The 24876-nt window shown below is 71.2% G+C and carries 21 protein-coding genes; 17 read left to right on the forward strand and 4 right to left on the reverse strand.

Features of this window, described 5'->3' with window-relative positions; translation table 11 throughout:
- Positions 1–176: 176 nt before the first annotated feature.
- Complete coding sequence (gene rpmB / locus ACIF9R_RS10360; protein WP_003993230.1) at positions 177–362, reverse strand: 50S ribosomal protein L28; 186 nt, start codon at positions 360–362, stop codon at positions 177–179.
- Between the two features lie 269 nt (positions 363–631).
- Here rpmB and ACIF9R_RS10365 point away from each other — a divergent pair, with 269 nt between their 5' ends.
- From ACIF9R_RS10365 to mutM, 9 genes are all read left to right on the forward strand, one after another.
- On the forward strand, positions 632–2311 hold the full coding sequence (locus tag ACIF9R_RS10365; RefSeq protein WP_399977053.1) for a DAK2 domain-containing protein: 1680 nt from the start codon (positions 632–634) through the stop codon (positions 2309–2311).
- 153 nt (positions 2312–2464) lie between these two features.
- Positions 2465–4672 (forward strand): ATP-dependent DNA helicase RecG, encoded by a 2208-nt coding sequence (gene recG / locus ACIF9R_RS10370; RefSeq protein WP_399977055.1) that lies wholly within the window; start codon positions 2465–2467, stop codon positions 4670–4672.
- A gap of 71 nt (positions 4673–4743) precedes the next feature.
- On the forward strand, positions 4744–5415 hold the full coding sequence (gene rsmD / locus ACIF9R_RS10375) for a 16S rRNA (guanine(966)-N(2))-methyltransferase RsmD (RefSeq protein WP_399977057.1): 672 nt from the start codon (positions 4744–4746) through the stop codon (positions 5413–5415).
- A 26-nt stretch (positions 5416–5441) separates the two neighbouring features.
- Positions 5442–5921: a pantetheine-phosphate adenylyltransferase gene (gene coaD / locus ACIF9R_RS10380; protein ID WP_399977274.1), complete on the forward strand. Its 480-nt coding sequence runs from the start codon at positions 5442–5444 to the stop codon at positions 5919–5921.
- 112 nt (positions 5922–6033) lie between these two features.
- The gene (locus ACIF9R_RS10385; RefSeq protein ID WP_399977060.1) at positions 6034–7110 is read left to right on the forward strand and encodes an ATP synthase F0 subunit B; all 1077 of its coding nucleotides are present in this window, start codon (positions 6034–6036) and stop codon (positions 7108–7110) included.
- Positions 7111–7259: 149 nt separating this feature from the next.
- A complete protein-coding gene (locus ACIF9R_RS10390) occupies positions 7260–7904 on the forward strand; it encodes a YceD family protein (RefSeq protein WP_399977063.1) in 645 nt (214 codons plus the stop codon).
- A gap of 2 nt (positions 7905–7906) precedes the next feature.
- Entirely contained in the window at positions 7907–8080 is a 174-nt protein-coding gene (gene rpmF, locus ACIF9R_RS10395) for a 50S ribosomal protein L32 (RefSeq protein WP_007493396.1), read from the forward strand.
- Positions 8081–8099: 19 nt separating this feature from the next.
- Positions 8100–8921 carry a ribonuclease III gene (rnc, locus tag ACIF9R_RS10400; RefSeq protein WP_399977066.1) on the forward strand — a complete coding sequence of 274 codons (822 nt, stop codon included), beginning with the start codon at positions 8100–8102 and terminating at the stop codon, positions 8919–8921.
- A 151-nt stretch (positions 8922–9072) separates the two neighbouring features.
- Positions 9073–9933, forward strand: a complete 861-nt coding sequence (mutM, locus tag ACIF9R_RS10405; RefSeq protein ID WP_399977069.1) for a bifunctional DNA-formamidopyrimidine glycosylase/DNA-(apurinic or apyrimidinic site) lyase — start codon at positions 9073–9075, stop codon at positions 9931–9933.
- On the opposite strand, the gene ACIF9R_RS10410 is transcribed toward mutM, so the two are convergent.
- Together ACIF9R_RS10410 and ACIF9R_RS10415 are read right to left on the reverse strand one after the other, a co-directional pair.
- The gene (locus ACIF9R_RS10410; RefSeq protein WP_399977072.1) at positions 9906–10307 is read right to left on the reverse strand and encodes a winged helix-turn-helix transcriptional regulator; all 402 of its coding nucleotides are present in this window, start codon (positions 10305–10307) and stop codon (positions 9906–9908) included. The genes mutM and ACIF9R_RS10410 overlap by 28 nt on opposite strands.
- Before the next feature lie 174 nt (positions 10308–10481).
- Entirely contained in the window at positions 10482–11768 is a 1287-nt protein-coding gene (locus ACIF9R_RS10415) for a CAP domain-containing protein (protein WP_399977074.1), read from the reverse strand.
- 177 nt (positions 11769–11945) lie between these two features.
- Between ACIF9R_RS10415 and ACIF9R_RS10420 the strand changes: the two genes are divergently transcribed.
- The 5 genes from ACIF9R_RS10420 (at position 11946) to ftsY (ending at position 19888) form a co-directional block, all read left to right on the forward strand.
- Positions 11946–12227 carry an acylphosphatase gene (locus ACIF9R_RS10420; protein ID WP_399977077.1) on the forward strand — a complete coding sequence of 94 codons (282 nt, stop codon included), beginning with the start codon at positions 11946–11948 and terminating at the stop codon, positions 12225–12227.
- A 378-nt stretch (positions 12228–12605) separates the two neighbouring features.
- Entirely contained in the window at positions 12606–12809 is a 204-nt protein-coding gene (locus ACIF9R_RS10425) for a hypothetical protein (RefSeq protein ID WP_030824772.1), read from the forward strand.
- 274 nt (positions 12810–13083) lie between these two features.
- Positions 13084–16674, forward strand: a complete 3591-nt coding sequence (gene smc, locus ACIF9R_RS10430; RefSeq protein ID WP_399977079.1) for a chromosome segregation protein SMC — start codon at positions 13084–13086, stop codon at positions 16672–16674.
- Between the two features lie 193 nt (positions 16675–16867).
- Positions 16868–18286, forward strand: a complete 1419-nt coding sequence (locus tag ACIF9R_RS10435; protein ID WP_399977082.1) for a sugar porter family MFS transporter — start codon at positions 16868–16870, stop codon at positions 18284–18286.
- Positions 18287–18685: 399 nt separating this feature from the next.
- Entirely contained in the window at positions 18686–19888 is a 1203-nt protein-coding gene (ftsY, locus tag ACIF9R_RS10440; RefSeq protein WP_399977084.1) for a signal recognition particle-docking protein FtsY, read from the forward strand.
- A gap of 334 nt (positions 19889–20222) precedes the next feature.
- Here ftsY and ACIF9R_RS10445 read toward each other — a convergent pair whose 3' ends face one another.
- On the reverse strand, positions 20223–20888 hold the full coding sequence (locus tag ACIF9R_RS10445; RefSeq protein WP_399977087.1) for a bifunctional DNA primase/polymerase: 666 nt from the start codon (positions 20886–20888) through the stop codon (positions 20223–20225).
- Between the two features lie 448 nt (positions 20889–21336).
- Here ACIF9R_RS10445 and ACIF9R_RS10450 point away from each other — a divergent pair, with 448 nt between their 5' ends.
- The 3 genes from ACIF9R_RS10450 (at position 21337) to ACIF9R_RS10460 (ending at position 24855) form a co-directional block, all read left to right on the forward strand.
- Entirely contained in the window at positions 21337–22833 is a 1497-nt protein-coding gene (locus ACIF9R_RS10450; RefSeq protein WP_399977090.1) for a hypothetical protein, read from the forward strand.
- Between the two features lie 346 nt (positions 22834–23179).
- Positions 23180–24520, forward strand: coding sequence for an ammonium transporter (locus ACIF9R_RS10455; protein ID WP_399977092.1), 1341 nt, complete (start codon positions 23180–23182; stop codon positions 24518–24520).
- Positions 24517–24855, forward strand: coding sequence for a P-II family nitrogen regulator (locus ACIF9R_RS10460; RefSeq protein WP_030231663.1), 339 nt, complete (start codon positions 24517–24519; stop codon positions 24853–24855). The genes ACIF9R_RS10455 and ACIF9R_RS10460 overlap by 4 nt, the downstream gene beginning before the upstream one ends.
- Positions 24856–24876: the final 21 nt, after the last annotated feature.

The raw sequence follows: 24876 nt of genomic DNA on the forward strand, positions 1-24876 counted from the left end.
GGGGCACGAAGACGATGGGCGGTGCGTCCGCCGCCGTCATGAGTCCCCCGCACCGGAGCTCCGCGGAGGACGACGCGGCGAGTGCGCACAGCCGCGCACAGCAATGAGCCGGCCCACCCAGAGGTGGACCGGCTGTTGCGGCGAAACCGACTACGGCCGCGCGCTCAGCGAAAGCGTCAGCGCGAGACCTTGCCGGCCTTGATGCACGAGGTGCAAGCGTTCACGCGCTTCGGCGTCCCGCCGACCACGGTACGTACACGCTGGATGTTCGGGTTCCAGCGGCGGGACGTACGGCGGTGCGAGTGCGAGATGTTGTTGCCGAAGCCCGGCCCCTTGCCGCAGACGTCGCAGTTGGCAGCCACGGGTCACTCCAAAGACTTCAGATGCACTTACGGTGGATCCCGGCATGCCGGGATCAGAATCCAGGGCTTCGGGAGCCCTGCGGAATCCGAGTGGCGTTGCCAGGGGGAAGAGGCCCGATCGGATCGGGCAACCGGAGCAGCATACAACGGCTGCACCCGTAGAACGAAACTACCATGGCAGCTCAGAGGCCCGCCTGCGGCCCTCTTCCGGTGGGCCGGTCCCCACGGTTTACGCTGCGTGCCACGGCCGGCAGCTCAGGGAGGCGCAGGTGGCGCAGGTGCCGCAGACATTCTTCGATGCTCTCGCGGTGCGTGCCTGGTGCGGTCTCGCGCTCGACGCGCTGGGGCGGGCGCGGGAGGAGATCGACGCGATCAACGTCTATCCCGTGGCGGACGGCGACACCGGGACGAATCTCTACCTGACCGTCGAATCGGCGACCGCCGCGGTGGACGCGGTGTTCGAGGGCCACAAGGCCGGTGGCGCACCGGGACCGGGGCCGACCCTGGCGGACGCGGTACGCGCGATGGCGCACGGGGCACTGATCGGCGCCCGCGGGAACTCCGGAACGATCCTGGCGCAGTTGTTGCGCGGGATGGCCCAGGTGCTGGCCGGTGACGAGACCGCGGACCGGGCCGACGGCCAGGGACTGCGGCTCGCCCTGCGTCAGGCGGCCGACTCCGCGCGTCAGGCGGTGGCGCACCCCGTCGAGGGCACGGTCCTCACCGTCGCCTCGGCCGCGGCCGACGCCGCCGGAGCGGCGCGGGGCGACTGCGGCGCGGTGGCCCGGGCGGCCCACGAGGGCGCCCGCGCGGCGCTCGCCGAGACACCGGACCGGCTGGCCGTCCTCCGCCGCGCGGGGGTGGTGGACGCCGGCGGCAGTGGGCTGGTGGCGGTGCTCGCGGCACTCGTCGCGACGTTCACCGGGGAGACGCCGCGCGACCTCCACGCGCGCGTGGAGGCCCGTCCCGTCCCGCCCGAGGACGCGGCCGGATGCGCGGAGGGCGCTCCCGCACCGGAGTGCGGAGGGCCCGCCTTCGAGGTGATCTATCTGCTGGAGGCCGGGGACACGGCCGTCGCGCGGCTGCGGGAGCGGCTCGACCGGATGGGCGATTCGCTGGTCGTGGTCGGCGGCGACGGGCTGTGGAACGTCCATGTGCATGTCGACGACGCGGGCGCCGCCGTGGAGGCCGGCGTCGAGGCCGGGCGACCGTACCGGATCCGGATCACCCACTTCGGCGCCGGGGACGTGCACACGGCAGGGGCCGAGCGGGCCCAGGGGGAACGTGCGCGGCGGGCCGTCGTGGCCGTGGTGCCCGGCGAGGGTCTGGCGGGGCTCTACACCGAGGCGGGCGCGACGACCGTGCTCGCCCGCCCGGGTGAGCCGCCCGCGAGTGGTGAGCTCGTCCAGGCGGTGCGCCGTGCGCACGCGCGCGAGGTCGTCTTCCTGCCCAACGACGCGGACCTGCGCCACACCGCGGCCGCGGCGGCCGAGCAGGTCCGGGCCGAGGGCATCCGGGCGGCCCTCATTCCGACCCGCTCCGCGGTCCAGGGCATCGCGGCGCTCGCCGTGCACGAGCCGGAGCGCCGCTTCGACGAGGACGTGGTGGCGATGACGTCCGCCGCGGGCGCGACCCGCTACGCGGAGGTGACCGTCGCCGAGCGCCAGTCCTGGACCATGGCGGGCATCTGTCAGGCGGGGGACGTCCTCGGCCTGGTCGACGGCGACGTCGCCGTCATCGGACAGGACGTCACGGCCACCGCCGAGGCCGTCCTCGACCGCATGCTCGCGGCCGGCGGGGAGCTGGTCACCCTGGTCCTCGGTGACGACGCCCCCGAGTCCGTCGCCGCACATCTGGAGTCCCGGGTCCGCGAGGGCTACCTCGCCGTCGACACGGTGGTGTACCGCGGCGGCAGACAGGGCGCCGTCCTGCTCATCGGCGTCGAGTGACCCCAGGGCCGGGACCGCCGGCCCCGCCCCCGCCAGACCCTCGGGGAGTTCCGCGCACAACCTACGCCGGAGAGCCGGCACCGGTGATGCGAGAGAACACTCGACCGAAACCGGTGTCCCGCGGTCCACGCATTGTCAGTGCCGTGGTGTCCAATGGATCTCGTGCCCGCACTGGAAGAACCACTGAAGAAAGTGCTCGGCCCCGCCACCGCGAAGGTGATGGCCGAGCATCTCGGCCTGCACACCGTCGGCGACCTTCTCCATCACTACCCCCGCCGGTACGAGGAGCGCGGCCGGCTCACCCACCTTGCCGAGCTCCCCATGGACGAGCACGTCACCGTGGTCGCCCAGGTCGCCGACGCCCGTCTGCACACCTTCGCCTCGGCCAAGGCCCCGCGCGGCAAGGGGCAGCGCCTGGAAGTGACCATCACGGACGGCAGCGGCCGGCTGCAACTGGTCTTCTTCGGCGCCGGTGTCCACAAACCGCACAAGGAACTGCTGCCGGGCACCCGCGCGATGTTCGCCGGCAAGGTCTCCGTCTTCAACCGCCGTCTCCAACTCGCCCATCCCGCCTATGAGCTGCTGCGCGGCGATACGGAGGAGGCGGTCGAGACCTGGGCCGGCACCCTCATCCCGATCTACCCCGCCACCGCCAAGATGGAGTCGTGGAAGATCGGCAAGGCCCTCCAGACGGTGCTGCCCAGCGCCCAGGAGGCCCTCGACCCGCTCCCGGACTCCCTGCGCGAGGGCCGCGGGCTGCTCCCGCTCCCCGAGGCCCTGCTGAAGATCCACCGCCCGCACACCCCGGCGGACATCGAGGACGCCCGGGCCCGCCTCAAGTGGGACGAGGCCTTCGTCCTCCAGACGGCACTCGCCCGCCGCCGCCACGCCGACGCACAGCTCCCCGCCGTCGCCCGCCGCCCGCAGCCCGACGGCCTTCTCACCGCCTTCGACGACCGTCTCCCCTTCACCCTCACCGAGGGTCAGCAGAAGGTCTCCGGCGAGATCTTCGCCGACCTCGCCACCGCACACCCCATGCACCGCCTGCTGCAGGGCGAGGTGGGTTCGGGCAAGACCCTGGTCGCCCTGCGCGCCATGCTCGCCGTCGTCGACGCGGGCGGGCAGGCGGCGATGCTCGCCCCGACCGAGGTGCTCGCCCAGCAGCACCACAGATCGGTCACCGAGATGATGGGCGAACTGGCCGAGGGGGGCATGCTCGGGGGAGCCGACCACGCCACCAAGGTGGTGCTGCTCACCGGGTCCATGGGAGCCGCGGCCCGGCGGCGCGTCCTGCTCGACCTGGCCACCGGCGAGGCCGGTGTCGTCATCGGCACGCACGCGCTGATCGAGGACAAGGTGCAGTTCCACGATCTGGGCCTGGTCGTCGTCGACGAGCAGCACCGCTTCGGCGTCGAGCAGCGCGACGCCCTGCGCGGCAAGGGCAAACAGCCCCCGCACCTGCTCGTCATGACCGCCACACCCATCCCGCGCACGGTCGCGATGACGGTCTTCGGTGACCTGGAGACCTCCGTCCTCGACCAGCTCCCGGCGGGCCGCTCGCCCATTGCCAGCCATGTCGTGCCGGCCGCCGACAAGCCGCACTTCCTCGCCCGCGCCTGGGAGCGGGTCCGTGAGGAGGTCGCGGGCGGGCACCAGGCGTACGTGGTCTGCCCGCGCATCGGCGACGAGGAGGACGACCCCGGGAGAGCCGGGAAGCGGAAGCCCCCCGAGGACGAGGCGGAGAAGCGGCCCCCGCTCGCCGTCCTGGACATCGCGGAGCAGCTCGCGAAGGGACCGCTGAAGGGGCTCGGAGTCGAGGTCCTGCACGGACGCATGCCTCCCGACGACAAGGACGCCGTCATGCGCCGCTTCACCGCCGGCGAGGTGGACGTCCTGGTCGCCACGACCGTCATCGAGGTCGGGGTCAACGTGCCGAACGCCACCGCCATGGTGATCATGGACGCCGACCGCTTCGGAGTCTCCCAGCTCCACCAGCTGCGCGGCCGCGTCGGCCGCGGCTCGGCCCCCGGCCTGTGTCTGCTGGTCACCGAGATGCCCGAGGCGAGCGCCGCCCGGCAGCGCCTCGCCGCGGTCGCCTCCACCCTCGACGGCTTCGAGCTCTCCCGTATCGACCTGGAGCAGCGCCGCGAGGGCGATGTGCTGGGCCAGGCCCAGTCCGGCACCCGTTCCAGCCTGCGCATGCTGGCCGTCATCGACGACGAGGAGATCATCGCCGAAGCGCGCGAGGAGGCCACGAGAACCGTCGCCGCCGACCCGGACCTGGAGCACCTGCCGGCCCTGCGCACGGCCCTGGACGCGCTGCTGGACGAGGAACGGGAGCAGTACCTGGAGAAGGGCTGAGCGGCGGCCCCGAGGGGCGCCGGGCGGGATCGGCACGGGCACCGCCGCATGGGCGGGAGCCACCACGACAGATGCGCGGTCGCTCGCCACGCGAGGCCGCCCGCGCCCCGGCCTGCCAGACTGAACCGGACGCACCCCACGACCAAGGAACCCAGATGACCCGCGTGATCGCCGGCAGGGCCGGCGGACGCCTCCTGGCCGTCCCGCCGGGAAACCGCACGCGCCCGACCTCCGACCGGGCGCGCGAAGGCCTCTTCTCCACCTGGCAGTCGCTGCTCGGCGGCCCGCTGGACGGCGAACGCGTCCTCGATCTGTACGCCGGATCGGGTGCCGTGGGCCTGGAGGCCCTGTCCCGGGGCGCCGGACACGTCCTGCTCGTGGAGGCCGACGCCCGGGCCGTCCGCACAGTGCGGGAGAACGTGGCGTCGCTCCGGCTCCCCGGAGCCGAGGTCAGATCCGGCAAAGCGGAACAGATCATCCGTACCGAACCCCCGCGGGAGCCGTACGACGTCGTCTTCCTCGACCCGCCGTACGCCGTCTCGGACGACGATCTTCGCGAGATTCTGCTCACACTCCGCTCGGGGGGCTGGCTGACGGAAGACGCCCTCGTCACCGTGGAGCGCAGCACCAGAGGCGGAGAGTTCGCCTGGCCGCCCGGCTTCGAGGCGATCCGGGCCCGCCGCTACGGCGAGGGAACCTTTTGGTACGGTCGCGCCGCCTCTACGTGCGAAGACGCACGATGACCGGACCGGAGAGCGAGGGATCAGCAGTGCGCCGCGCCGTATGCCCCGGGTCGTTCGACCCGATCACCAACGGACACCTCGACATCATCGCCCGGGCCTCCCGGCTGTACGACGAGGTCTACGTCGCGGTGATGATCAATCAGTCGAAGAAGGGCCTGTTCGAGATCGAGGAACGGATCGACCTGATCCGCCGGGTCACCGCCGACTACGGCAACGTCCGTATCGAGGCCTTCCACGGCCTGCTCGTCGACTTCTGCAAGCAGCGCGACATCCCCGCCATCGTCAAGGGCCTGCGCGCGGTCAGCGACTTCGACTACGAGCTGCAGATGGCCCAGATGAACAACGGGCTGTCGGGCGTGGAGACCCTTTTCGTCCCCACCAACCCCACCTACAGCTTCCTTTCCTCCTCGCTCGTCAAGGAGGTCGCGGCCTGGGGCGGCGACGTGGCCCACCTGGTGCCGCCGGAGGTCCTGACCGCCCTCACCGAACGCCTGCGCAAGGACTGACGGGGCCCGCGCGCCGCGGACCATCGACCCCGCCGGTGTCCACCGGCCGCCCCGGGGTCGTACAGTCGTCCCGTCCGTCTCCAACACAGCTGTAGAGAGTGGCGAGCACACGGTGGACGTGCAGAAGAAGCTCGACGAGATCGTCGCCGCGGTCTCCGGTGCCCGGTCGATGCCCATGTCGGCCTCGTGCGTGGTCAACCGCGCCGAACTGCTCTCGCTGCTCGAGGAGGTACGCGCGGCTCTGCCCGACTCCCTCGCCCAGGCGCAGGAGTTGATCGGCGGACGGGAGCAGATGGTCGAGCAGGCCCGCCAGGAGGCCGAGCGGATCATCGAGGGCGCCCACGCCCAGCGCGGCTCCCTGATCTCCGACACCGAGATCGCCCGCCGCTCACAGGCCGAGGCGGACCGGATTCTTGCCGAGGCCCGCAAGGAGGCGGAGGAGATCCGCGCGGAGGCCGACGACTACGTCGACTCCAAGCTCGCCAACTTCGAGGTCGTCCTCACCAAGACCATCGGCTCCGTCGGCCGCGGCCGCGAGAAGCTGCTCGGCACCGGACGGGGTCTCGACGAGCAGGGCTATGAGGACGAGGACGCCCCCGAGCGCAGCCACGACCCCGAGACCCTGCGCCGCAACGCCGACGCGTACGTCGACGTCAAGCTCGGCGCCTTCGAGGCAGTCCTCGCCAAGACCCTGGACGCGGTCGGCCGGGGCCGGCAGAAGCTGCACGGCCGGCTCGCCTCCGACGACCTCGGCGCCCTCGCCGACGACCTCACGTCGGTCCAGCACTCCAGCGACGCCGACTACCTCGCCGGCCTGGCCTCGGTCGCCGACCAGGACGCCCCGGCCGAGCGGGCCGAGCCGCAGCAGATGCCTCAGCAGCCGTACGCCCAGCCGGAGCCCGCCTACGGCTATGAGCCACAGCCGGACGCCTACGCCGGCTATCAGCAGCAGTACGGCGATCAGCAGGACCGGTTCGGCTACCAGCAGGCCGACCCGTACGCCGCGTACCAGGGCTACGACGCCCAGCAGCAGGCGTACGACCCGAACCAGGCGCAGCAGCAGCCGTACGACCCGAACCAGGGGCAGCAGGCCCAGCAGGGTTACGCCCTGGACGAGACCAGCCTCTTCGACACCAGCATGATCACGCCGGAACAGCTGCGCGCCTACGAGCGCGAGCGGGGTCTGTAAGGGCGGATTGGGCCATGAGCGAAAGGTCCAGTATCCTGGCTCTTCGGTCGCGTGTGCGCTTGCGCTGTCCGCGTATACGCCCGCGATCCGCGCTGCCCGGGACACCCGTACGGCAGTGCTACCCCTGAGCTCGGAGACCGAAAGCAGGAATGGCCCTGAACGCCCGCCTCGACCACCGCAACCCCCTCGTGTTCGACACACACGAACTGGGGCGGCGTCCTGGTGCGCTGCAGCGCCTGAACCGTACGGTCGACGCTCCCCGGGATCTCGGTCTCGCCGGGATCATCGGAGTGCCGGAAGGCGCCCCGGTGGAGCTCGAACTCCGGCTCGAGTCGGTCATGGAAGGTGTGCTCGTCACAGGCACCGCCCGTGCCAAGGCCGAGGGGGAGTGCGTAAGGTGTCTGGAGCCGCTGGAGCAGGAGCTCGAAGCGGACTTCCAGGAGATGTTCTCGTACCCTGACGCCGACGACCGGGGCCGTGTGATCGCGGAACCGGGCGACGACGCCGAGGACGACGAGGACAGGCTCTTTCTCGAGGACGGCCTGTTCGACCTCGAGCCGGTGCTGCGTGATGCGGTGGTGCTCGCACTGCCGATGCAGCCGGTGTGCCAGGAAGACTGCCCGGGTCTGTGTTCCCAGTGCGGAGCACGGCTCGCCGACGACCCGGACCACCACCATGATGCCGTCGACATTCGTTGGGCGGCTTTGCAGGGACTCGCCGGCACCATGCCGGACGGCGAGAAGGACGAGATGAGCGGCGCCGAACCGGGCGTCGACGAGAAGCAGGAGAAGTAGCCGTGGCTGTTCCGAAGCGGAAGATGTCGCGCAGCAACACGCGCCACCGCCGGTCGCAGTGGAAGGCTGCGGTCCCCACCCTGGTTGCGTGCGAGCGCTGCCACGAGCCCAAGCTGCAGCACATCGCGTGCCCGTCTTGTGGCACTTACAACAAGCGCCAGGTCCTCGAGGTCTGAGCGGCTGGTGAGAGGCACTGTGTCCACGCCGAAGAAGAACTCTGCGGACAACCAGGCCTCGTCCCACACGCTTCTGGAAGGGCGGCTCGGCTACGACGTCGAGTCCGCCCTTCTGGTGCGAGCGCTGACCCACCGTTCGTACGCGTACGAGAACGGCGGCCTGCCGACGAACGAGCGGCTGGAGTTCCTCGGGGACTCCGTGCTCGGCCTCGTCGTCACGGACACGCTGTACCGCACCCACCCCGATCTGCCCGAAGGCCAGCTGGCCAAGCTGCGGGCCGCGGTGGTCAACTCGCGTGCGCTGGCGGAAGTGGGCCGTGGGCTCGAACTGGGCTCCTTCATCCGGCTCGGCCGCGGTGAAGAGGGCACGGGAGGCCGGGACAAGGCATCCATCCTCGCCGACACCCTGGAAGCGGTGATCGGTGCCGTCTACCTCGACAAGGGTCTGGACTCGGCCGCGGAGCTGGTGCACCGCCTGTTCGACCCCCTGATCGAGAAATCCTCGAACCTCGGTGCCGGCCTGGACTGGAAGACCAGTCTCCAGGAGCTCACCGCGACCGAAGGACTCGGTGTTCCCGAGTACCTGGTCACGGAGACCGGCCCGGATCACGAGAAGACCTTCACTGCTGCTGCCCGCGTCGGAGGCGTCTCGTACGGCACCGGCACCGGCCGCAGCAAGAAGGAGGCGGAGCAGCAGGCCGCCGAGTCCGCGTGGCGGTCCATCCGTGCCGCGGCGGACGAGCGGGCCAAGGCCGCGGCGGAGGCCGAGGAGGTCGTCCAGGCTGCCGAAGCCGAGGCGTCCGGCCGCAAGAACGCCGACGCGCCGTCGACCACCGCCTGACGGACAGCGCGACCCGAGCGCCCGCCCCGGTCCCGGGGCGGGCGCTCGACGTCGAAGAGTCGGCACGTCCTCCCGCCCGTGCCGCTGAGGCGTGCGGGCGGACGTGCGGACGTGCGGACGAGCCCAGACCCCACGGCTCCTGGAGGAGACCATGCCCGAGCTGCCCGAGGTCGAGGTCGTACGGCGTGGACTCGAGCGGTGGGTCACCCACCGGACCGTCGCCGAGGCCGAGGTGCTGCACCCGCGTGCGGTGCGCCGCCATCTCGCCGGCGGGGAGGACTTCGCGCAGCGGCTCAAGGGCCACCGCGTCGGCGTGCCCAGCCGCCGCGGCAAGTACCTCTGGCTGCCGCTGGAGGACACCGACCAGTCCGTGCTGGCCCACCTCGGCATGAGCGGCCAGCTGCTGGTCCAGCCGCACACGGCACCGGACGAGAAGCACCTGCGGATCCGCGTCCGCTTCACCGACTCCCTGGACACCGAACTCCGGTTCGTCGACCAGCGCACCTTCGGCGGTCTCTCCCTCCACGACAACACCCCCGACGGCCTGCCCGACGTCATCGCGCACATCGCCCGGGACCCCCTCGACCCGCTCTTCGACGACGAGGCCTTCCACCAGGCCCTGCGCCGCAGGCGGACCACCATCAAGCGCGCCCTGCTCGACCAGTCGCTCATCAGCGGCGTCGGCAACATCTACGCGGACGAGGCCCTGTGGCGTGCCCGGATCCACTACGAACGCCCGACGGCCGGTTTCACCCGCCCACGCACCCTGCTCCTGCTGGGCCACGTCCGGGACGTCATGAACGCCGCGCTCTCGGTGGGCGGCACCAGCTTCGACAGCCTCTACGTCAACGTCAACGGTGAGTCCGGCTACTTCGACCGGTCCCTCGACGCCTACGGCCGGGAGGGCCTGCCCTGCCGCCGCTGCGGGACGCCGATGCGCCGGCGGGCGTGGATGAACCGGTCCAGCTACTTCTGCCCGAGGTGTCAGCGGGCGCCGCGCGTCTCGTCGTAGCGCTCACGCGCCCGGAGCACGGTGTCCATGCTGTCCTCGACGCAGTGGATGAGGGACAGCAGGCGCTCCGCCACCTCGCGGCCCAGCGGGGTCAGTTCGTAGTCCACGCGGGGCGGGTTGGTCGGCTGGGCCTCACGGTGGACCAGACCGTCGCGCTCCAGCGCCTGCAGCGTCTGGGAGAGCATCTTCTCGCTCACGCCGTCGACCCGGCGGCGCAGCTCGTTGAACCGCAGCGAGCCCTCGTACAGCGCGCCCAGGGTGAGCCCGCCCCAGCGCCCGGTCACATGCTCCAGCGTGCCGCGCGAGGGACACGCCTTGGCGAACACGTCGAAGGGAAGGTCCCGCTCCTCAGCGCGCCGCTCCGTGGTCGTCATGCGCCAAGGCTACGTCAGAACAGCGCCAACTGTCGGATCGCGCTAACCGACAGTTAGCGCTCCGGGTCCGGCACGGGCCTCATCCTCCCCGGCACCGCGCGCGGGCAGGCCACAGCGCGATCAGTACGACTGATCCCGCCGGTACGCGGGGAATCAGCGACCGACGCGGTGGTCTCAGTAGCCGAAGTTCTGGGTCCACCACGGGCCGCCCGGGCCGATGTGGACGCCGACGCCGAGGGTCTTGAAGTCGCAGTTCAGGATGTTCGCCTTGTGGCCGGGGCTGTCCATCCAGGCTTGCATCACGGCCTCCGCGTCGGTCTGACCCCGGGCTATGTTCTCGCCGCCGAGGCCGCTGACGCCGGCTGTCCTGGCCCTGTCCCACGGGCTGTCGCCATCGGGGTCCGTGTGGTCGAAGAAGCCGCGCTTCGCCATGTCGTCGCTGAACGCCGTGGCGAGATCGGTCAGCTCGCTGTTCGCGGTGACCGGGCTGCAACCCACCTTGGCCCGCTCCGCGTTGACCAGTCGGAGCACCTCTGCGCGGGCCGCCGCCTCCGCGGACACGGGCCCCGGGTTGCCGGCCTCCTTCTCCGGCTCGGGCGTCGCCTTGCGGGACGGTGCCTTCTCCGGGCTCTTCTCCGCGGTCTTCTCCGGGGTCGCCGCGGGCTTCCTCTCCTCCGGCTCGGCCTCCTCCGGGGTCTTCGTCGGGGTGTCCGACGTGGAGGGTGCCGTGGAGGGCTCGGACGGGGCGGAGCGGTCGGAGCCCGGGCTCGCCGGGGTGCCCGCGTCACGTTCGGGGGACTCCGCGGTGCCGGACGTGCCGCCCTGCTCGGTGGGCAGGCTGGTTGCCACGTCCCCGGCCTGCACCTCCTCACCGGGGGAGCTGCCGCCGCCGAGCTTGTAGTTCTCCAGGCCCGGAATCGCGCCGGTGGCCACCGCGACCGAGCCGATGGCCACGGCGGCGGAGACACCGAGCAGACCGGTGCGTACGGGTGTCGCGGCCTTCTTCTTCCGGCGCCGGTGTCCGCTCGTGGGCCGTCCGGCCTCGTCGGCGGCGAATCCGTCCGGGGGCGGGAAGCCGCCGGGGGACGCGACATCGTCGCGGATGGCGAAGCCGACGCGGGTGGCGAAGCCGTCGTCCGGGAAAGCGTCACCGGCGAAGGAGTGCCCGGGCCGGTCCCGGCCTGTCGGGAAGGCGCTGCCCGGGAAGCCGCCGCTGGTGAAGTCGGCGTCGTGGGAGGGCCCACGGGCCTCGTCCGTCGCGTAGAGGTACGCCGCGCTCCGTGCGTAGGTCTCGGCGTAGGCCTCGGGGTTCAGATACGGCGCCGTGCCCATCGTGGGCGGGCCGTCGGACAGGTCACCCAGGCGGTCCGGGGCACCGTCGTAGGGGCCGTCGGGGTGCGTCACTCCGGTGGCGCGGCCCGTGGCGGCGCGGCCGGCGGCGGAGCGTCGGTGGCGTCCCATGTCCTGGCCTTCCTCGTCCTTGCGGTCGCCTCGTCCTTCGCGACCAGGTCGAAACTCGATGATCACAAAACTCACACCAACGAGTGAGTTTCATATGAGATTCATGGCTCGGGACGGTACCGCATGGCGCCAGAGGGCGGAGTGCCCGGTGTGACTTTGTCCGGTTAGGTTGCAGCCATGAGTGAGGATGTGCGAATGGTCGCCTGGGTGCGGGGACGGGTCCAGGGTGTGGGTTTCCGCTGGTTCACCCGGGCCAAGGCGCTGGAGATCGGCGACGTGAGTGGTTTCGCTCTCAATCTGGGTGACGGCAGGGTCCAAGTGGTGGCCGAGGGCTCCCGTGACCGCTGTGAGAGGTTGCTCGACTGGCTCCAGACCGGCGACACGCCCGGACGTGTGGACGGAGTCACCGAGATCTGGGACACACCCCGGGGCGGCTACGAAGGCTTCGCCGTCCGCTGATCCGGTCCGCCGGAGCCGGGCCCGCGCGACCCGGCAGGCAACGGGGACACGTCCTCCCGGACGAAAACGTCCTGGTGATTGCGGAGAACGGCTTGCCATGGGAGGCGCCGGGCGCCAAGATGATCGCCACGTCCCGAGGACCCGCGAGAGTCGCGCCGCCGCCGCTTCGCGGCCGTACGCGCCCGGTTGTCCGCCAATACGGGGCGTGATCGTGTTGACCCTCAAACTTTTTGGTGAGACGCTGAAAACCCCGCGCACCCCAGCTGTTTGGCATGGCTGAACGGCAGTACAACTCCAGGCCTGCCAAGCACCGCGGGTGCGAATCCCTCACGACCCACACCGCATCGGTCGGTCACTCATTGTGGAGGACCATCCATCATGGCAAAGGCGCTTCTCGGTTACGTCGGCGGCTCCGACCCGCGACTCCTCGCCGAGATGCGACGGCTCCAGCAGCGTGTCCAGGACCTGGAATCCGAGCTCGTACGGATCCAGGCGGAGAAGGACGCGCTGGCGGCTGCCGCTTCTCACGACAGGATCATGGAGAGCGTTGACGCACACCAGGCGGAGCCTGCGCTCACCTGATCACTGCACCGCTCCACGAACAGCACCAGCAGTGGCCGGGCTTGCCCGTCACCACCGCCAAGCAGTCAGAATGGCAAGGGACGCCCCGGCGTCCCTTCTTTCTTTCCCGCCTCCGCGACCTCACCCCCGGCGCCCGCACCCCGCGTGAGGGACTCCGCATTCGTTGCCCCGCGCACCTTTCACCCTCTTCAACGTGTGATGTGCCCTGCGCGTTCACCCGCGAAACCGTGCGTTCATGGAGTGAGACCTGCCCCGGCGGGTAAAGTCCGGCGGCGTGCACCTCAAGGCCCTGACCCTCCGCGGCTTCAAGTCGTTCGCCTCCGCGACCACGCTCCGCTTCGAGCCGGGGATCACCTGCGTCGTCGGTCCGAACGGCTCGGGAAAGTCCAATGTCGTGGACGCGCTCAGCTGGGTCATGGGTGAACAGGGCGCCAAGTCGCTGCGCGGCGGCAAGATGGAGGACGTCATCTTCGCCGGCACCACCGGCCGCCCGCCGCTGGGCCGCGCCGAGGTGTCGCTGACCATCGACAACTCCGACGGGGCCCTCCCCATCGAATACGCCGAGGTCACCATCACGCGGATCATGTTCCGCAACGGTGGCAGCGAGTACCAGATCAACGGCGACACCTGCCGTCTCCTCGACATCCAGGAACTGCTCTCCGACTCCGGCATCGGCCGCGAGATGCATGTCATCGTCGGCCAGGGCCAGCTCGACTCCGTCCTGCACGCCGACCCCATGGGCCGCCGCGCCTTCATCGAGGAGGCGGCCGGCGTTCTCAAACACCGCAAGCGCAAAGAGAAGGCGCTGCGGAAGCTGGACGCGATGCAGGCCAACCTCGCCCGGGTGCAGGACCTCACCGACGAGCTCCGGCGACAGCTCAAACCGCTCGGCCGCCAGGCCGCCGTCGCACGGCGGGCCGCCGTCATCCAGGCCGATCTGCGCGATGCGCGGCTGCGCCTGCTCGCCGACGACCTGGTACGGCTGCGCGAGGCGCTGCAGGCCGAGATCGCCGACGAGGCCGCGCTCAAGGAGCGCAGGGAGGCGGCCGAGACCGAGCTGAGGAAGGCCCTCCAGCGCGAGGCGCTCCTGGAGGACGAGGTGCGCCGGCTCAGTCCGCGTCTGCAGAACGCCCAGCAGACCTGGTACGAACTCTCCCAGCTCGCCGAGCGGGTACGCGGCACCATCTCGCTGGCCGACGCCCGCGTGAAGAGCGCGACGTCCGTGCCTCCCGAGGAGCGGCGTGGGCGGGACCCCGAGGACATGGAGCGCGAGGCCGCCCGCATCCGTGAACAGGAGGCCGAACTGGAGGCCGCTCTGGAGGCGGCCGAACGCGCCCTGGAGGACACGGTCGCCCACCGCGCGGAGCTGGAGCGCGAACTCGCCGAGGAGGAGCGGCGCCTCAAGGACGCCGCGCGGGCCATCGCCGACCGGCGCGAGGGGCTCGCCCGGCTCAAGGGACAGGTGGGCGCGGCCCGCTCACGCGCCGCCGCGGCCCAGGCCGAGATCGAGCGGCTGGCCGCTGCCCGGGACGAGGCCCAGGAGCGGGCCGTCGCCGCGCAGGAGGAGTACGAGGCACTCCAGGCCGAGGTCGACGGCCTCGACGCGGGGGACGCCGACCTCGCCGAGCGGCACGACGCGGCCAAGCAGCGGCTCGCCGAGGCCGAGACCGCCCTCACCGCCGCCCGTGAGGCCCTCACCGCGGCGGAACGGAGGCGCGCGGCGACTCAGGCGCGGCACGAAGCCCTTGCCCTCGGCCTGCGCCGCAAGGACGGCACCGGTGCGCTGCTGGGCGCCGGGGACCGGCTCACGGGGCTGCTCGGCCCGGCCGCGGAACTCCTCACGGTGACGCCCGGCTACGAGGTCCCCCTCGCGGCCGCCTTCGGCGCGGCGGCGGACGCCCTCGCGGTGACGTCCCCGTCCGCCGCGGCCGACGCGATCCGCCTGCTCCGTAAACAGGACGCGGGCCGGGCCGCCCTGCTGGTCTCGGCACCCGGCACCGACGGGTTCCCCACGCACCGGGGAGCCGCGGGGAACCCCGCGGCCGGCCACGGCGAGCCCGCGGCCGCCGAACCGGCCGAGGGTTTCGTGAGCGGACCGGCCGAGGTCATGGCGGCCGTACGGCGGCTGCTCACCGGCATCGTGGTCGTCGACACCCTGGAGGCCGCCGAGGAACTCGTCCGCGCCCGCCCCGACCTCACCGCCGTCACCGCCGAAGGCGACCTCCTCGGCGCCCACTTCGCCCACGGCGGATCGGCAGGCGCCCCCAGCCTGCTGGAAGTACAGGCGTCCGTGGACGAGGCCGCCGCCGAGCTCGCGGAGCTGGCCGTGCGGTGCGCGGAGCTGACCGAGGCTCAGGAGGCCGGGGCCGGACGGCGCCGGGACTGCGCGGCCCTCGTCGAGGAACTCGGCGAGCGGCGCCGGGCCGCGGACCGGGAGAAGTCCTCCGTCGCCCAGCAGCTCGGCCGGCTCGCCGGACAGGCGCGCGGTGCCGCCGGCGAGGCCGAGCGGGCAGGCGCCGCCGCGGCCCGCGCACAGGAGGCCCTCGACACGGCGCTCACCGACGCCGAGGAACTCGCCGAACGGCTCGAGGTCGCCGAGGAGATGCCGTACGAGGAGGAGCCCGACACCTCCGTGCGCGACCGGCTCGCCGCCGACGGGGCCAACGCCCGCCAGACCGAGATGGAGGCCCGTCTCCAGGCCCGTACGCACGAGGAGCGGGTCAAAGGGCTGGCCGGCCGGGCCGACTCCCTGGACCGGGCCGCCCGCGCGGAGCGCGAGGCACGCGCGCGCGCCGAACAGCGTCGGGCCCGGCTGCGCCATGAGGCGGCCGTCGCCGGCGCCGTCGCCTCGGGCGCCCGGCAGCTGCTCGCCCACGTCGAGGTGTCCCTCGCCCGCGCCGACCGGGAGCGCACCGCCGCCGAGGCCGCCAAGGCCCGCCGTGAGCAGGAACTCGCCCGCGCCCGCACCGAGGGACGCGACCTCAAGGCGGAACTCGACAAGTTGACGGATTCAGTTCACCGGGGCGAGGTACTAGGAGCTGAGAAGCGGCTGCGGATGGAGCAGCTGGAGACCAAGGCGCTGGAGGAACTGGGTGTCGAGCCGGGGGGGCTGGTGTCGGAGTACGGCCCGCACCAGCTGGTGCCGCCCTCGCCCCCCGCCGAGGGCGAAGAGCTGCCGGAGGACCCGGACCATCCGCGCAACAGGCCCCGCCCCTTCGTGCGGGCCGAGCAGGAGAAGCGCCTGAAGGCCGCCGAGCGCGCCTACCAGCAGCTCGGCAAGGTCAACCCGCTCGCCCTGGAGGAGTTCGCGGCGCTCGAGGAGCGCCACCAGTTCCTCAGTGAGCAGCTGGAGGACCTGAAGAAGACCCGCGCGGATCTGCTCCAGGTCGTCAAGGAAGTCGACGAGCGCGTCGAGCAGGTCTTCACCGAGGCCTACCGGGACACCGCACGGGAGTTCGAGGGCGTCTTCTCCCGGCTGTTCCCGGGCGGCGAGGGCCGGCTGGTGCTGACCGACCCCGACAACATGCTCACCACAGGCGTGGACGTCGAGGCGCGTCCGCCCGGCAAGAAGGTCAAGCGGCTGTCCCTGCTCTCGGGCGGTGAACGGTCGCTGACCGCCGTGGCGATGCTTGTGTCGATCTTCAAGGCGCGGCCCAGCCCGTTCTATGTCATGGACGAGGTCGAGGCCGCCCTCGACGACACCAACCTCCAGCGGCTGATCCGGATCATGCAGGAGTTGCAGGAGGCCTCGCAGCTGATCGTGATCACGCACCAGAAGCGCACCATGGAGGTCGCCGACGCGCTCTACGGCGTCTCCATGCAGGGCGACGGTGTGTCCAAGGTCATCAGCCAGCGTCTGCGCTAGAGCGACACAAACTCTTCAAGTTATGAATCTCTCACGCCTTGTCGCGCCGAAAAACTCACACCAGACCGGCTATTGACTTCAAGAGTTGAAGACATAGTCTCTCCCGTGTTGTTTTTACCTTCAGGTACCGTCCGTTGGACCTCGAAGGGCTGACCCCCATCCGGCGATGCTGCCGGTGGCCCGAGGAGTACACGTGACCAGCACATCGCAGGCACAGAAGTCAGGAGCCAGGACGGCTCACCCCGAACATCTCGGGCACGTCATCTTCATCGCGGCGGCGGCCGCCATGGGTGGTTTCCTCTTCGGCTACGACAGCTCCGTGATCAACGGCGCCGTTGAGGCCGTCCGCGACCGCTACGACGTCGGCTCCGCCGCGCTCGCCCAGGTGATCGCCGTCGCCCTGATCGGCTGCGCCGTCGGCGCCGCGACCGCCGGGCGGATAGCCGACCGCATCGGCCGCATCCGGTGCATGCAGATAGCCGCCGTCCTCTTCACCGTCAGCGCCGTCGGCTCCGCGTTGCCCTTCTCGCTGTACGACCTCGCCTTCTGGCGGGTCGTCGGCGGCTTCGCCATCGGCATGGCCTCGGTCATCGGCCCGGCCTACATCGCCGAGGTCGCGCCACCCGCCTACCGCGGCCGGCTCGGCTCCTTCCAGCAGGCCGCGATCGTCATCGGCATCGCCGTGTCACAGCTGGTCAACTGGGGCATCCTGAACGCCGCCGACGGCGACCAGCGCGGTGAGATCATGGGCCTGGAGGCATGGCAGGTCATGCTCGGCGTCATGGTCGTACCCGCCGTCCTCTACGGCCTGATCTCGTTCGCCATCCCCGAGTCCCCGCGCTATCTGATCTCCGTCGGCAAGCACGAGCGCGCGCGGCGGATCCTCGAAGAGGTCGAGGGCAAGGGCGTCGACCTGGACGCCCGCGTCGCCGAGATCGAGTCGGCGATGCGCAGCGACGAGAAGTCCGGCTTCAGGGACCTGCTCGGCGGCAGCTTCTTCTTCAAGCCGATCGTCTGGATCGGTATCGGCCTGTCCGTCTTCCAGCAGTTCGTCGGCATCAACGTCGCCTTCTACTACTCGGCGACCCTGTGGCAGTCGGTCGGTGTCGACCCGACAGCCTCGTTCTTCTACTCCTTCACCACGTCGATCATCAACATCGTCGGCACCGTCATCGCGATGATCTTCGTCGACCGCATCGGCCGCAGGCCGCTCGCGATCATCGGCTCCGTCGGCATGGTGATCGGTCTCGCACTGGAGGCCTGGGCCTTCTCCTACGACCTCGTCGACGGATCGCTGCCCGCCACCCAGGGCTGGGTCGCCCTGATCGCCGCGCACGTCTTCGTCCTCTTCTTCGCCCTGTCGTGGGGTGTGGTCGTCTGGGTCATGCTCGGTGAGATGTTCCCCAACCGGATCCGCGCCGCCGCACTCGGTGTCGCCGCCGCCGCGCAGTGGATCGCCAACTGGGCCATCACCGCGAGCTTCCCCTCGCTGGCCGACTGGAACCTGTCCGTCACCTACGTGATCTACACGGTCTTCGCCGCGCTCTCCATCCCCTTCGTCCTGAAGTTCGTGAAGGAGACCAAGGGCAAGGCGCTGGAGGAGATGGGCTGACCGGCAGCCCGCCGGAGCCGGGGCGAAGCGCTCACGTCACCGCTGCCCCGCTCCCCGCTCCCCGCACCCCGACCGCCGTCCTCGCCCGCGCCGACCGGGTGAGGGCGGCGGTGCGCTCTCCAGTGGAGCGGGCGCCGGGCACGCGCCTGAGGGGGCGTCCGGCGGATCATGCCGGGGGCGTGGGGTCCGGCAGCTCGTCCGCGGCGTTGTCGTCGGTTGTCGACGCTCCGCGTCGCCGCCCTCCTCCGCCGTGCGGCGGAACGCACCGGACCTCGCGCGGCCCGGCCGGCCGAGTGCCCTCGGCTGCCTCTGGCCTGATCCGCCGGACACCCCCCAGCCAGGGGACCCCGCGCGTGCTACGAACGGCCTCGTGGGAGGTCACGCCATACTGGGGCTGTTATGGACATCGTCATCCTTGCTGTAGTCATCGCCGTGGTCGTGCTCGGCGTGCTCGGCGGGCTCATCGTCGGCAGCCGGCGCAAGAAGCCGCTGCCCCCGCCGCCGCCCGCCGCGCCCGACATCACCGCCCCCCCGGCCGAGCCGCACGTCGGCGAAGAGGCCGAGACGCCGCGGGAGGAACCGCGGCGCACCATCGAGGAGGTTGATCTTCCGGCGGGCGCCGGTCCCGTCGTCATCGAGGAACCGCCCGTCGCCGAGGCTCCCCGGATCGAGATTCCGGAGCCCACCGCCGGCCGCCTGGTCCGGCTGCGCGCCCGTCTCTCCCGTTCGCAGAACGCACTGGGCCAGGGCCTGCTCACCCTGCTGTCCCGCGAACACCTCGACGAGGACACCTGGGAGGAGATCGAGGACACCCTGCTCACCGCCGACGTCGGTGTGCAGCCCACCCAGGAACTGGTCGACCGGCTGCGCGAGCGCGTGAAGGTGCTCGGCACCCGCACCCCCGACGAACTGCGCGGACTGCTCCGGGAGGAGCTGATCACGCTGGTCGGTCCCACCATGGACCGCACCGTGCACACGGAGAACGAGTCCGGCGGCCCCGGAGTCGTGATGGTCGTCGGCGTCAACGGCACCGGCAAGACCACCACCACCGGCAAGCTCGCCCGCGTGCTGGTCGCCGACGGCAACACCGTCGTCCTCGGCGCCGCCGACACCTTCCGTGCCGCCGCCGCCGACCAGCTCCAGACCTGGGGCGAGCGGGTCGGCGCCCACACCGTGCGCGGGCCGGAGGCCGGCGACCCGGCGTCCGTCGCGTTCGACGCGGTCAAGGAGGGCAAGGAGATGGCCGCCGACGCGGTACTCATCGACACCGCCGGGCGGCTGCACACCAAGACCGGCCTGATGGACGAGCTCGGCAAGGTCAAGCGCGTCGTGGAGAAGCAGGCTCCGCTGGACGAGGTGCTGCTCGTGCTCGACGCGACCACCGGTCAGAACGGCCTGGTGCAGGCCCGGGTGTTCGCCGAGGTCGTCGACATCACCGGCATCGTGCTCACCAAGCTGGACGGCACGGCCAAGGGCGGCATCGTGATCGCGGTCCAGCGCGAGCTGGGCGTGCCGGTCAAGCTGATCGGGCTCGGCGAGGGCGCGGACGACCTGGCGCCGTTCGAGCCGGAGGCCTTCGTGGACGCGCTCATCGGGGAGTGACGTCCCGGATCCCATCCGGCAACCGCGAAGAAGCGCCCGCCCCCGAACAGAACGGGGGACGGGCGCTTCGCCGTGTCCGGGCGGGTATGGCTGGCTCCCCGCGCACGGGGTGCCCGGCGTGGGTGTGGCCGGGGGCGTTCGCGCGGCCCGGCGCCTGCGGGGTGCCGTCGCGCCCGCCCGCGCCGCGCCCCTGACGAACAGGTGGGCGCCAGGATGGTCGGCATCCATCGTCACGCAGGGCGTCCGTGTCCCGGGCGCCGCTGTTCACCAGCCGCTGCAAGGCGTCCGGGACGCGATGACAGCGCGGGCAGTCGTGCCTCCCCCCGGCCTTTGGCTAGGCACCCGACCGGTGCGCCACGTACGCGAGGGTGCCCAGCAGCAGGCGGGCCTCCGGCAGCCGGGACGCCGAGTCCAGGGCGGGAGAGCGCAGCCAGCGCACCGGGCCCAGGCCGCCCCGGTCGGACGGTGGTGCCGTGATGTGCGTACCGGGGCCGAGGCCGCGCAGATCCAGGGCGGCCGGGTCGTCCCAGCCCAGGCGGTACAGCAGTTCGGGCAGGGCGGCGGCGGCACCGGGGGCGACGAAGAAGTGGGTGCGGCCGTCGGGTGTCGCCGCGACCGGGCCGACCGGCAGGCCCATGCGTTCGAGCCGGGCCAGCGCGTGGCACCCGGCGGGCCGGGCCACCTCGATCACGTCGAACGCCCGCCCGACCGGCAGCATCAGGGAGGCTCCGGGGAACTCGGACCAGACCGCCGTCGCCTCGTCCAGCGGTGCTCCGGCGCGGATCACCGGCGCGTGGCGGAGCGGATGCGCGCCCGGCGCCGGGCAGTCGGCGCGTCCACAGGAGCAGGCGCCCGCGGCGATCCGCACTCCCGGCACCACGTCCCAGCCCCACAGTCCCGTGTACTCAGCCACGACGGTGCTGTCCGACGAGCGGCCCCGGCGACGCGAGCCGGACCGGATGTCGCGGATGCCCCGACTGATGCCGATCGTGAAGCCCATGCCCCCTCCAACGGGTCCGGAGTACCGGTGGTTACGTAGCGAACCCGAAATGTGACGCTCTGTATTTCGGCTTCCCCGCGTCCGCCTCACCGAAGCGGCGCCTCGAAGCGCCGAGGGTGGTGCGTCGGACGGTGTACGCCCCTGCGCGCACCGCTGCACCCACTCTTGGCTGTCCGGTGTCAAGTCAATCGCGGGTCGGCGACGGTGAGTTCATTCGAAGGGGTGGCGAATGGTGGCGATTGCGGTTCCGCCATGGTGAAACGGGTGATCGTGGGGTTACTTTGTGTGCACGGCTTCTTGGGGCACATGCACTCGTGGGTATGCCGGAGGCAACTCGGCTTTCCGTTCGAAGGGTGGTAACCGCCGGACGGGCGGCCCCGACAACCGGCATTCTGATAGGGCTTGGCGCACTCAGCGACAAGTGGTCTTCAGGGATGGGGGCGTTCCAGTGAGCGGCAACGGCGATGGCGGGACGAGCACAGCGAGTCCCGAGAAACGCCCGAACGGGCTTCTCGCCTCGTGGTTCGTCCGCAGCGGCTGGTCCAAGGGCGAGCTGGCCCGGCAGGTCAACCGCCGAGCCCGTCAGCTGGGCGCCAACCACATCTCCACCGACACCTCGCGCGTGCGCCGCTGGCTCGACGGGGAGAACCCGCGCGAACCGATCCCCAGAATCCTGTCCGAACTGTTCTCCGAACGCTTCGGCGTCGTCGTCTCCGTCGAGGACCTGGGCCTGCGCACCACCCGCCCTGCACCCTCCGCGACCGGCGTCGATCTGCCCTGGACGGGCCCGCAGACCGTGGCCCTGCTCAGCGAGTTCTCGCGCAGCGACCTGATGCTGGCGCGGCGCGGCTTCCTCGGGAGCTCGCTCGCCCTCTCCGCGGGCCCGTCCCTCATCGAGCCCATGCAGCGCTGGCTCGTCCCCAATCCGCCCGCCCCGCTGCCCCGCAGCGAGCCTGACCATGTCTCCTCCGCCGCCCGCGCCCGCGGCCGGCTGTCCAAGCCGGAGCTTGACCTGCTGGAGGCCACCACCACGATGTTCCGGCAGTGGGACGCCCAGTGCGGCGGCGGCCTGCGCCGCAAGGCGGTCGTCGGACAACTGCACGAGGTGACCGACCTGCTCCAGGAACCCCAGCCGGAGGCCACCACCCGGCGGCTGTTCAAGGTCGCGGCCGAACTCGCCGAACTGGCCGGCTGGATGTCCTACGACGTGGGGCTCCAGCCCACCGCGCAGAAGTACTTCGTCCTCGCCCTGCACGCCGCCAAGGAGGCCGGCGACCGGCCGCTCGGCTCCTATGTGCTGTCCAGCATGAGCCGCCAGATGATCCACCTCGGCCGGCCCGAGGACGCCCTGGAGCTGATCCATCTCGCCCAGTACGGCAGCCGCGACTGCGCGAGCCCGCGCACCCAGTCCATGCTGTATGCGATGGAGGCCCGCGCCTACGCCAACATGGGCCAGCCCGGCCGGTGCAAGCGGGCCGTGCGGATGGCCGAGGACACCTTCGCCGAGGCGGACGAGTGGGACGAGCCGGACGCCGACTGGATCCGCTTCTTCTCCGAGGCCGAGCTCTACGCCGAGAACTCCCACTCCTACCGCGACCTCGCCTACGTCGCCGGCCGCAGCCCCACCTACGCCTCGCTCGCCGAGCCGCTGATGCGGCGGGCCGTGGAACTCTTCGGCCGGGAGGGCGGCGAACACCAGCGCTCCTACGCCCTCAACCTGATCGGCATGGCCACGGTCCACCTGCTCCAGCGCGAGCCCGAGCAGAGCACGATTCTCGCCGGCGACGCCATCCAGGCAGCCAAGAAGGTCCGCTCCGAGCGGGTCAACACTCGTATCCGAAAGACGGTCGACAGCGCCGTACGCGACTTCGGGGATCTCGGTGAAGTCGTCGAACTCACCGAGCGGCTCGCGGTCGAACTGCCCGAGAGCGCGGAGGCGGTCTGACCCGCAGGGACCGCTCCGGACCCCGGCCGCGGCCGGCCCTCCCGAACTGCCCGACTCGGCTCCCCCATGCCAGTCATTCGGAGGCCGGCCGCGGCCGGCTTCTCGTCTCCCCGGCCACGGCTCACCGCCGTACACCGAAGGTTGCGCCACGATAACGATCGGCGCTCCCCGGATCCGGCGGTTCATCGACCCGTAACACGCCGGGTGCCTTCGTCACGGCGGCGAAACAACGAGGGGCTTCCACCGAAACGGTGCTGCGCGAATCTCATGGCGCATAACCGGCCCACCCCTCAATCCGCTCCAGGCTTCGCCCGCACGGGGCCGTACCAAAGACGAGGAGACGCCGATGGCATCAGCCATCACCCTGGCCGCAGACGCGCCCACGCTGTCCGCCGCCAACACAGGGTTCATGCTCATCTGTTCCGCCCTGGTGATGCTCATGACCCCGGGCCTGGCCTTCTTCTACGGAGGCATGGTCCGCGTCAAGAGCACGCTCAACATGCTGATGATGAGCTTCATCAGCCTCGGTATCGTCACCGTCCTGTGGGTGCTGTACGGCTTCTCCATGGCGTTCGGCACCGACTCCGGGCATCTCATCGGATGGAACTCCGACTGGGTCGGCCTGAGCAACATCGGCCTGACCGAACTCTGGGACGGCTACACCATCCCGGTCTTCGTCTTCCTGGTCTTCCAGCTGATGTTCGCCGTCCTCACACCCGCGCTGATCAGCGGCGCGCTCGCGGACCGCGTGAAGTTCACGGCCTGGGCGCTCTTCATCGCCCTGTGGGTCACCGTCGTGTACTTCCCGGTCGCCCACTGGGTCTGGGGCTCCGGCGGCTGGGCCTTCGACCTCGGCGTGATCGACTTCGCCGGCGGTACGGCGGTGCACATCAACGCCGGTGCCGCGGCGCTCGGCGTGATCCTCGTCATCGGCAAGCGCATCGGCTTCAAGAAGGACCCGATGCGCCCGCACAGCCTCCCGCTGGTCATGCTCGGCGCGGCGCTGCTGTGGTTCGGCTGGTTCGGCTTCAACGCCGGTTCCTGGCTCGGCAACGATGACGGCGTCGGCGCGCTGATGTTCGTCAACACCCAGGTCGCCACGGGCGCCGCGGTCCTCGGCTGGCTCGCCTACGAGAAGATCCGGCACGGTGCCTTCACCACGCTGGGCGCCGCCTCCGGCGCGGTCTCCGGCCTGGTCGCCATCACCCCGGCGGGTGGCGCGGTCTCCCCGCTCGGCGCGATCGCGATCGGCCTCATCGCCGGTGTGCTGTGCGCCATGGCCGTCGGACTGAAGTACAAGTTCGGCTACGACGACTCCCTCGACGTCGTCGGTGTCCACCTCGTCGGCGGCATCATCGGTTCCCTCCTCATCGGCTTCCTCGCCACCGGCAAGGGCCAGTCCGACGTCGAGGGCCTCTTCTACGGCGGCGGCCTGGACCAGTTCTGGAAGCAGTGCGCCGGAGTCTTCGGTGTCCTCGCCTACTCCCTGGTCGCCTCCGCGGTCCTCGCCTTCCTCCTCGACAGGACCATCGGCATGCGCGTCACCGAGGACGAGGAGGTGGCCGGTATCGACCAGGCCGAGCACGCCGAGACGGCATACGACTTCAGCGGCGCCGGCGGCGGCGCGGCCCGCACCGCCGCCACCACTCCCGCCGCCCCGGCCGAGAGCAAGAAGGTGGACGCATGAAACTCATCACCGCCGTCGTGAAGCCGCACCGGCTCGACGAGATCAAGGAGGCCCTGCAAGCCTTCGGAGTACACGGACTGACCGTCACCGAGGCCAGCGGCTACGGCCGCCAGCGCGGCCACACCGAGGTCTACCGCGGCGCCGAGTACACCGTCGACCTGGTGCCCAAGATCCGCATCGAGGTACTGGTCGAGGACGACGACGCCGAACAGCTGATCGACGTCGTGGTCAAGGCCGCCCGCACCGGCAAGATCGGCGACGGCAAGGTCTGGTCGATCCCGGTGGAGACGGCCGTACGGGTACGGACGGGCGAGCGCGGCCCGGACGCCCTCTGAGGGCACACGAACGGAACAGGA

Source organism: Streptomyces sp. NPDC086080, from assembly GCF_044540255.1.
In the GTDB taxonomy this organism is placed as follows: Bacteria; Actinomycetota; Actinomycetes; order Streptomycetales; family Streptomycetaceae; genus Streptomyces.

Coding starts and splice junctions, on each gene's coding strand:
- ACIF9R_RS10460 (WP_030231663.1), top strand. CDS start 24,517: ATGAAACTCATCACCGCCGTCGTGAAGCCGCACCGGCTCGACGAGATC.
- ACIF9R_RS10455 (WP_399977092.1), top strand. CDS start 23,180: ATGGCATCAGCCATCACCCTGGCCGCAGACGCGCCCACGCTGTCCGCC.
- ACIF9R_RS10425 (WP_030824772.1), top strand. CDS start 12,606: ATGGCAAAGGCGCTTCTCGGTTACGTCGGCGGCTCCGACCCGCGACTC.
- ACIF9R_RS10445 (WP_399977087.1), bottom strand. CDS start 20,888: ATGGGCTTCACGATCGGCATCAGTCGGGGCATCCGCGACATCCGGTCC.
- ACIF9R_RS10420 (WP_399977077.1), top strand. CDS start 11,946: ATGAGTGAGGATGTGCGAATGGTCGCCTGGGTGCGGGGACGGGTCCAG.
- ACIF9R_RS10415 (WP_399977074.1), bottom strand. CDS start 11,768: ATGGGACGCCACCGACGCTCCGCCGCCGGCCGCGCCGCCACGGGCCGC.
- ftsY (WP_399977084.1), top strand. CDS start 18,686: ATGGACATCGTCATCCTTGCTGTAGTCATCGCCGTGGTCGTGCTCGGC.
- rsmD (WP_399977057.1), top strand. CDS start 4,744: ATGCGCGGTCGCTCGCCACGCGAGGCCGCCCGCGCCCCGGCCTGCCAG.
- ACIF9R_RS10390 (WP_399977063.1), top strand. CDS start 7,260: ATGGCCCTGAACGCCCGCCTCGACCACCGCAACCCCCTCGTGTTCGAC.
- recG (WP_399977055.1), top strand. CDS start 2,465: ATGGATCTCGTGCCCGCACTGGAAGAACCACTGAAGAAAGTGCTCGGC.
- ACIF9R_RS10410 (WP_399977072.1), bottom strand. CDS start 10,307: ATGACGACCACGGAGCGGCGCGCTGAGGAGCGGGACCTTCCCTTCGAC.
- mutM (WP_399977069.1), top strand. CDS start 9,073: ATGCCCGAGCTGCCCGAGGTCGAGGTCGTACGGCGTGGACTCGAGCGG.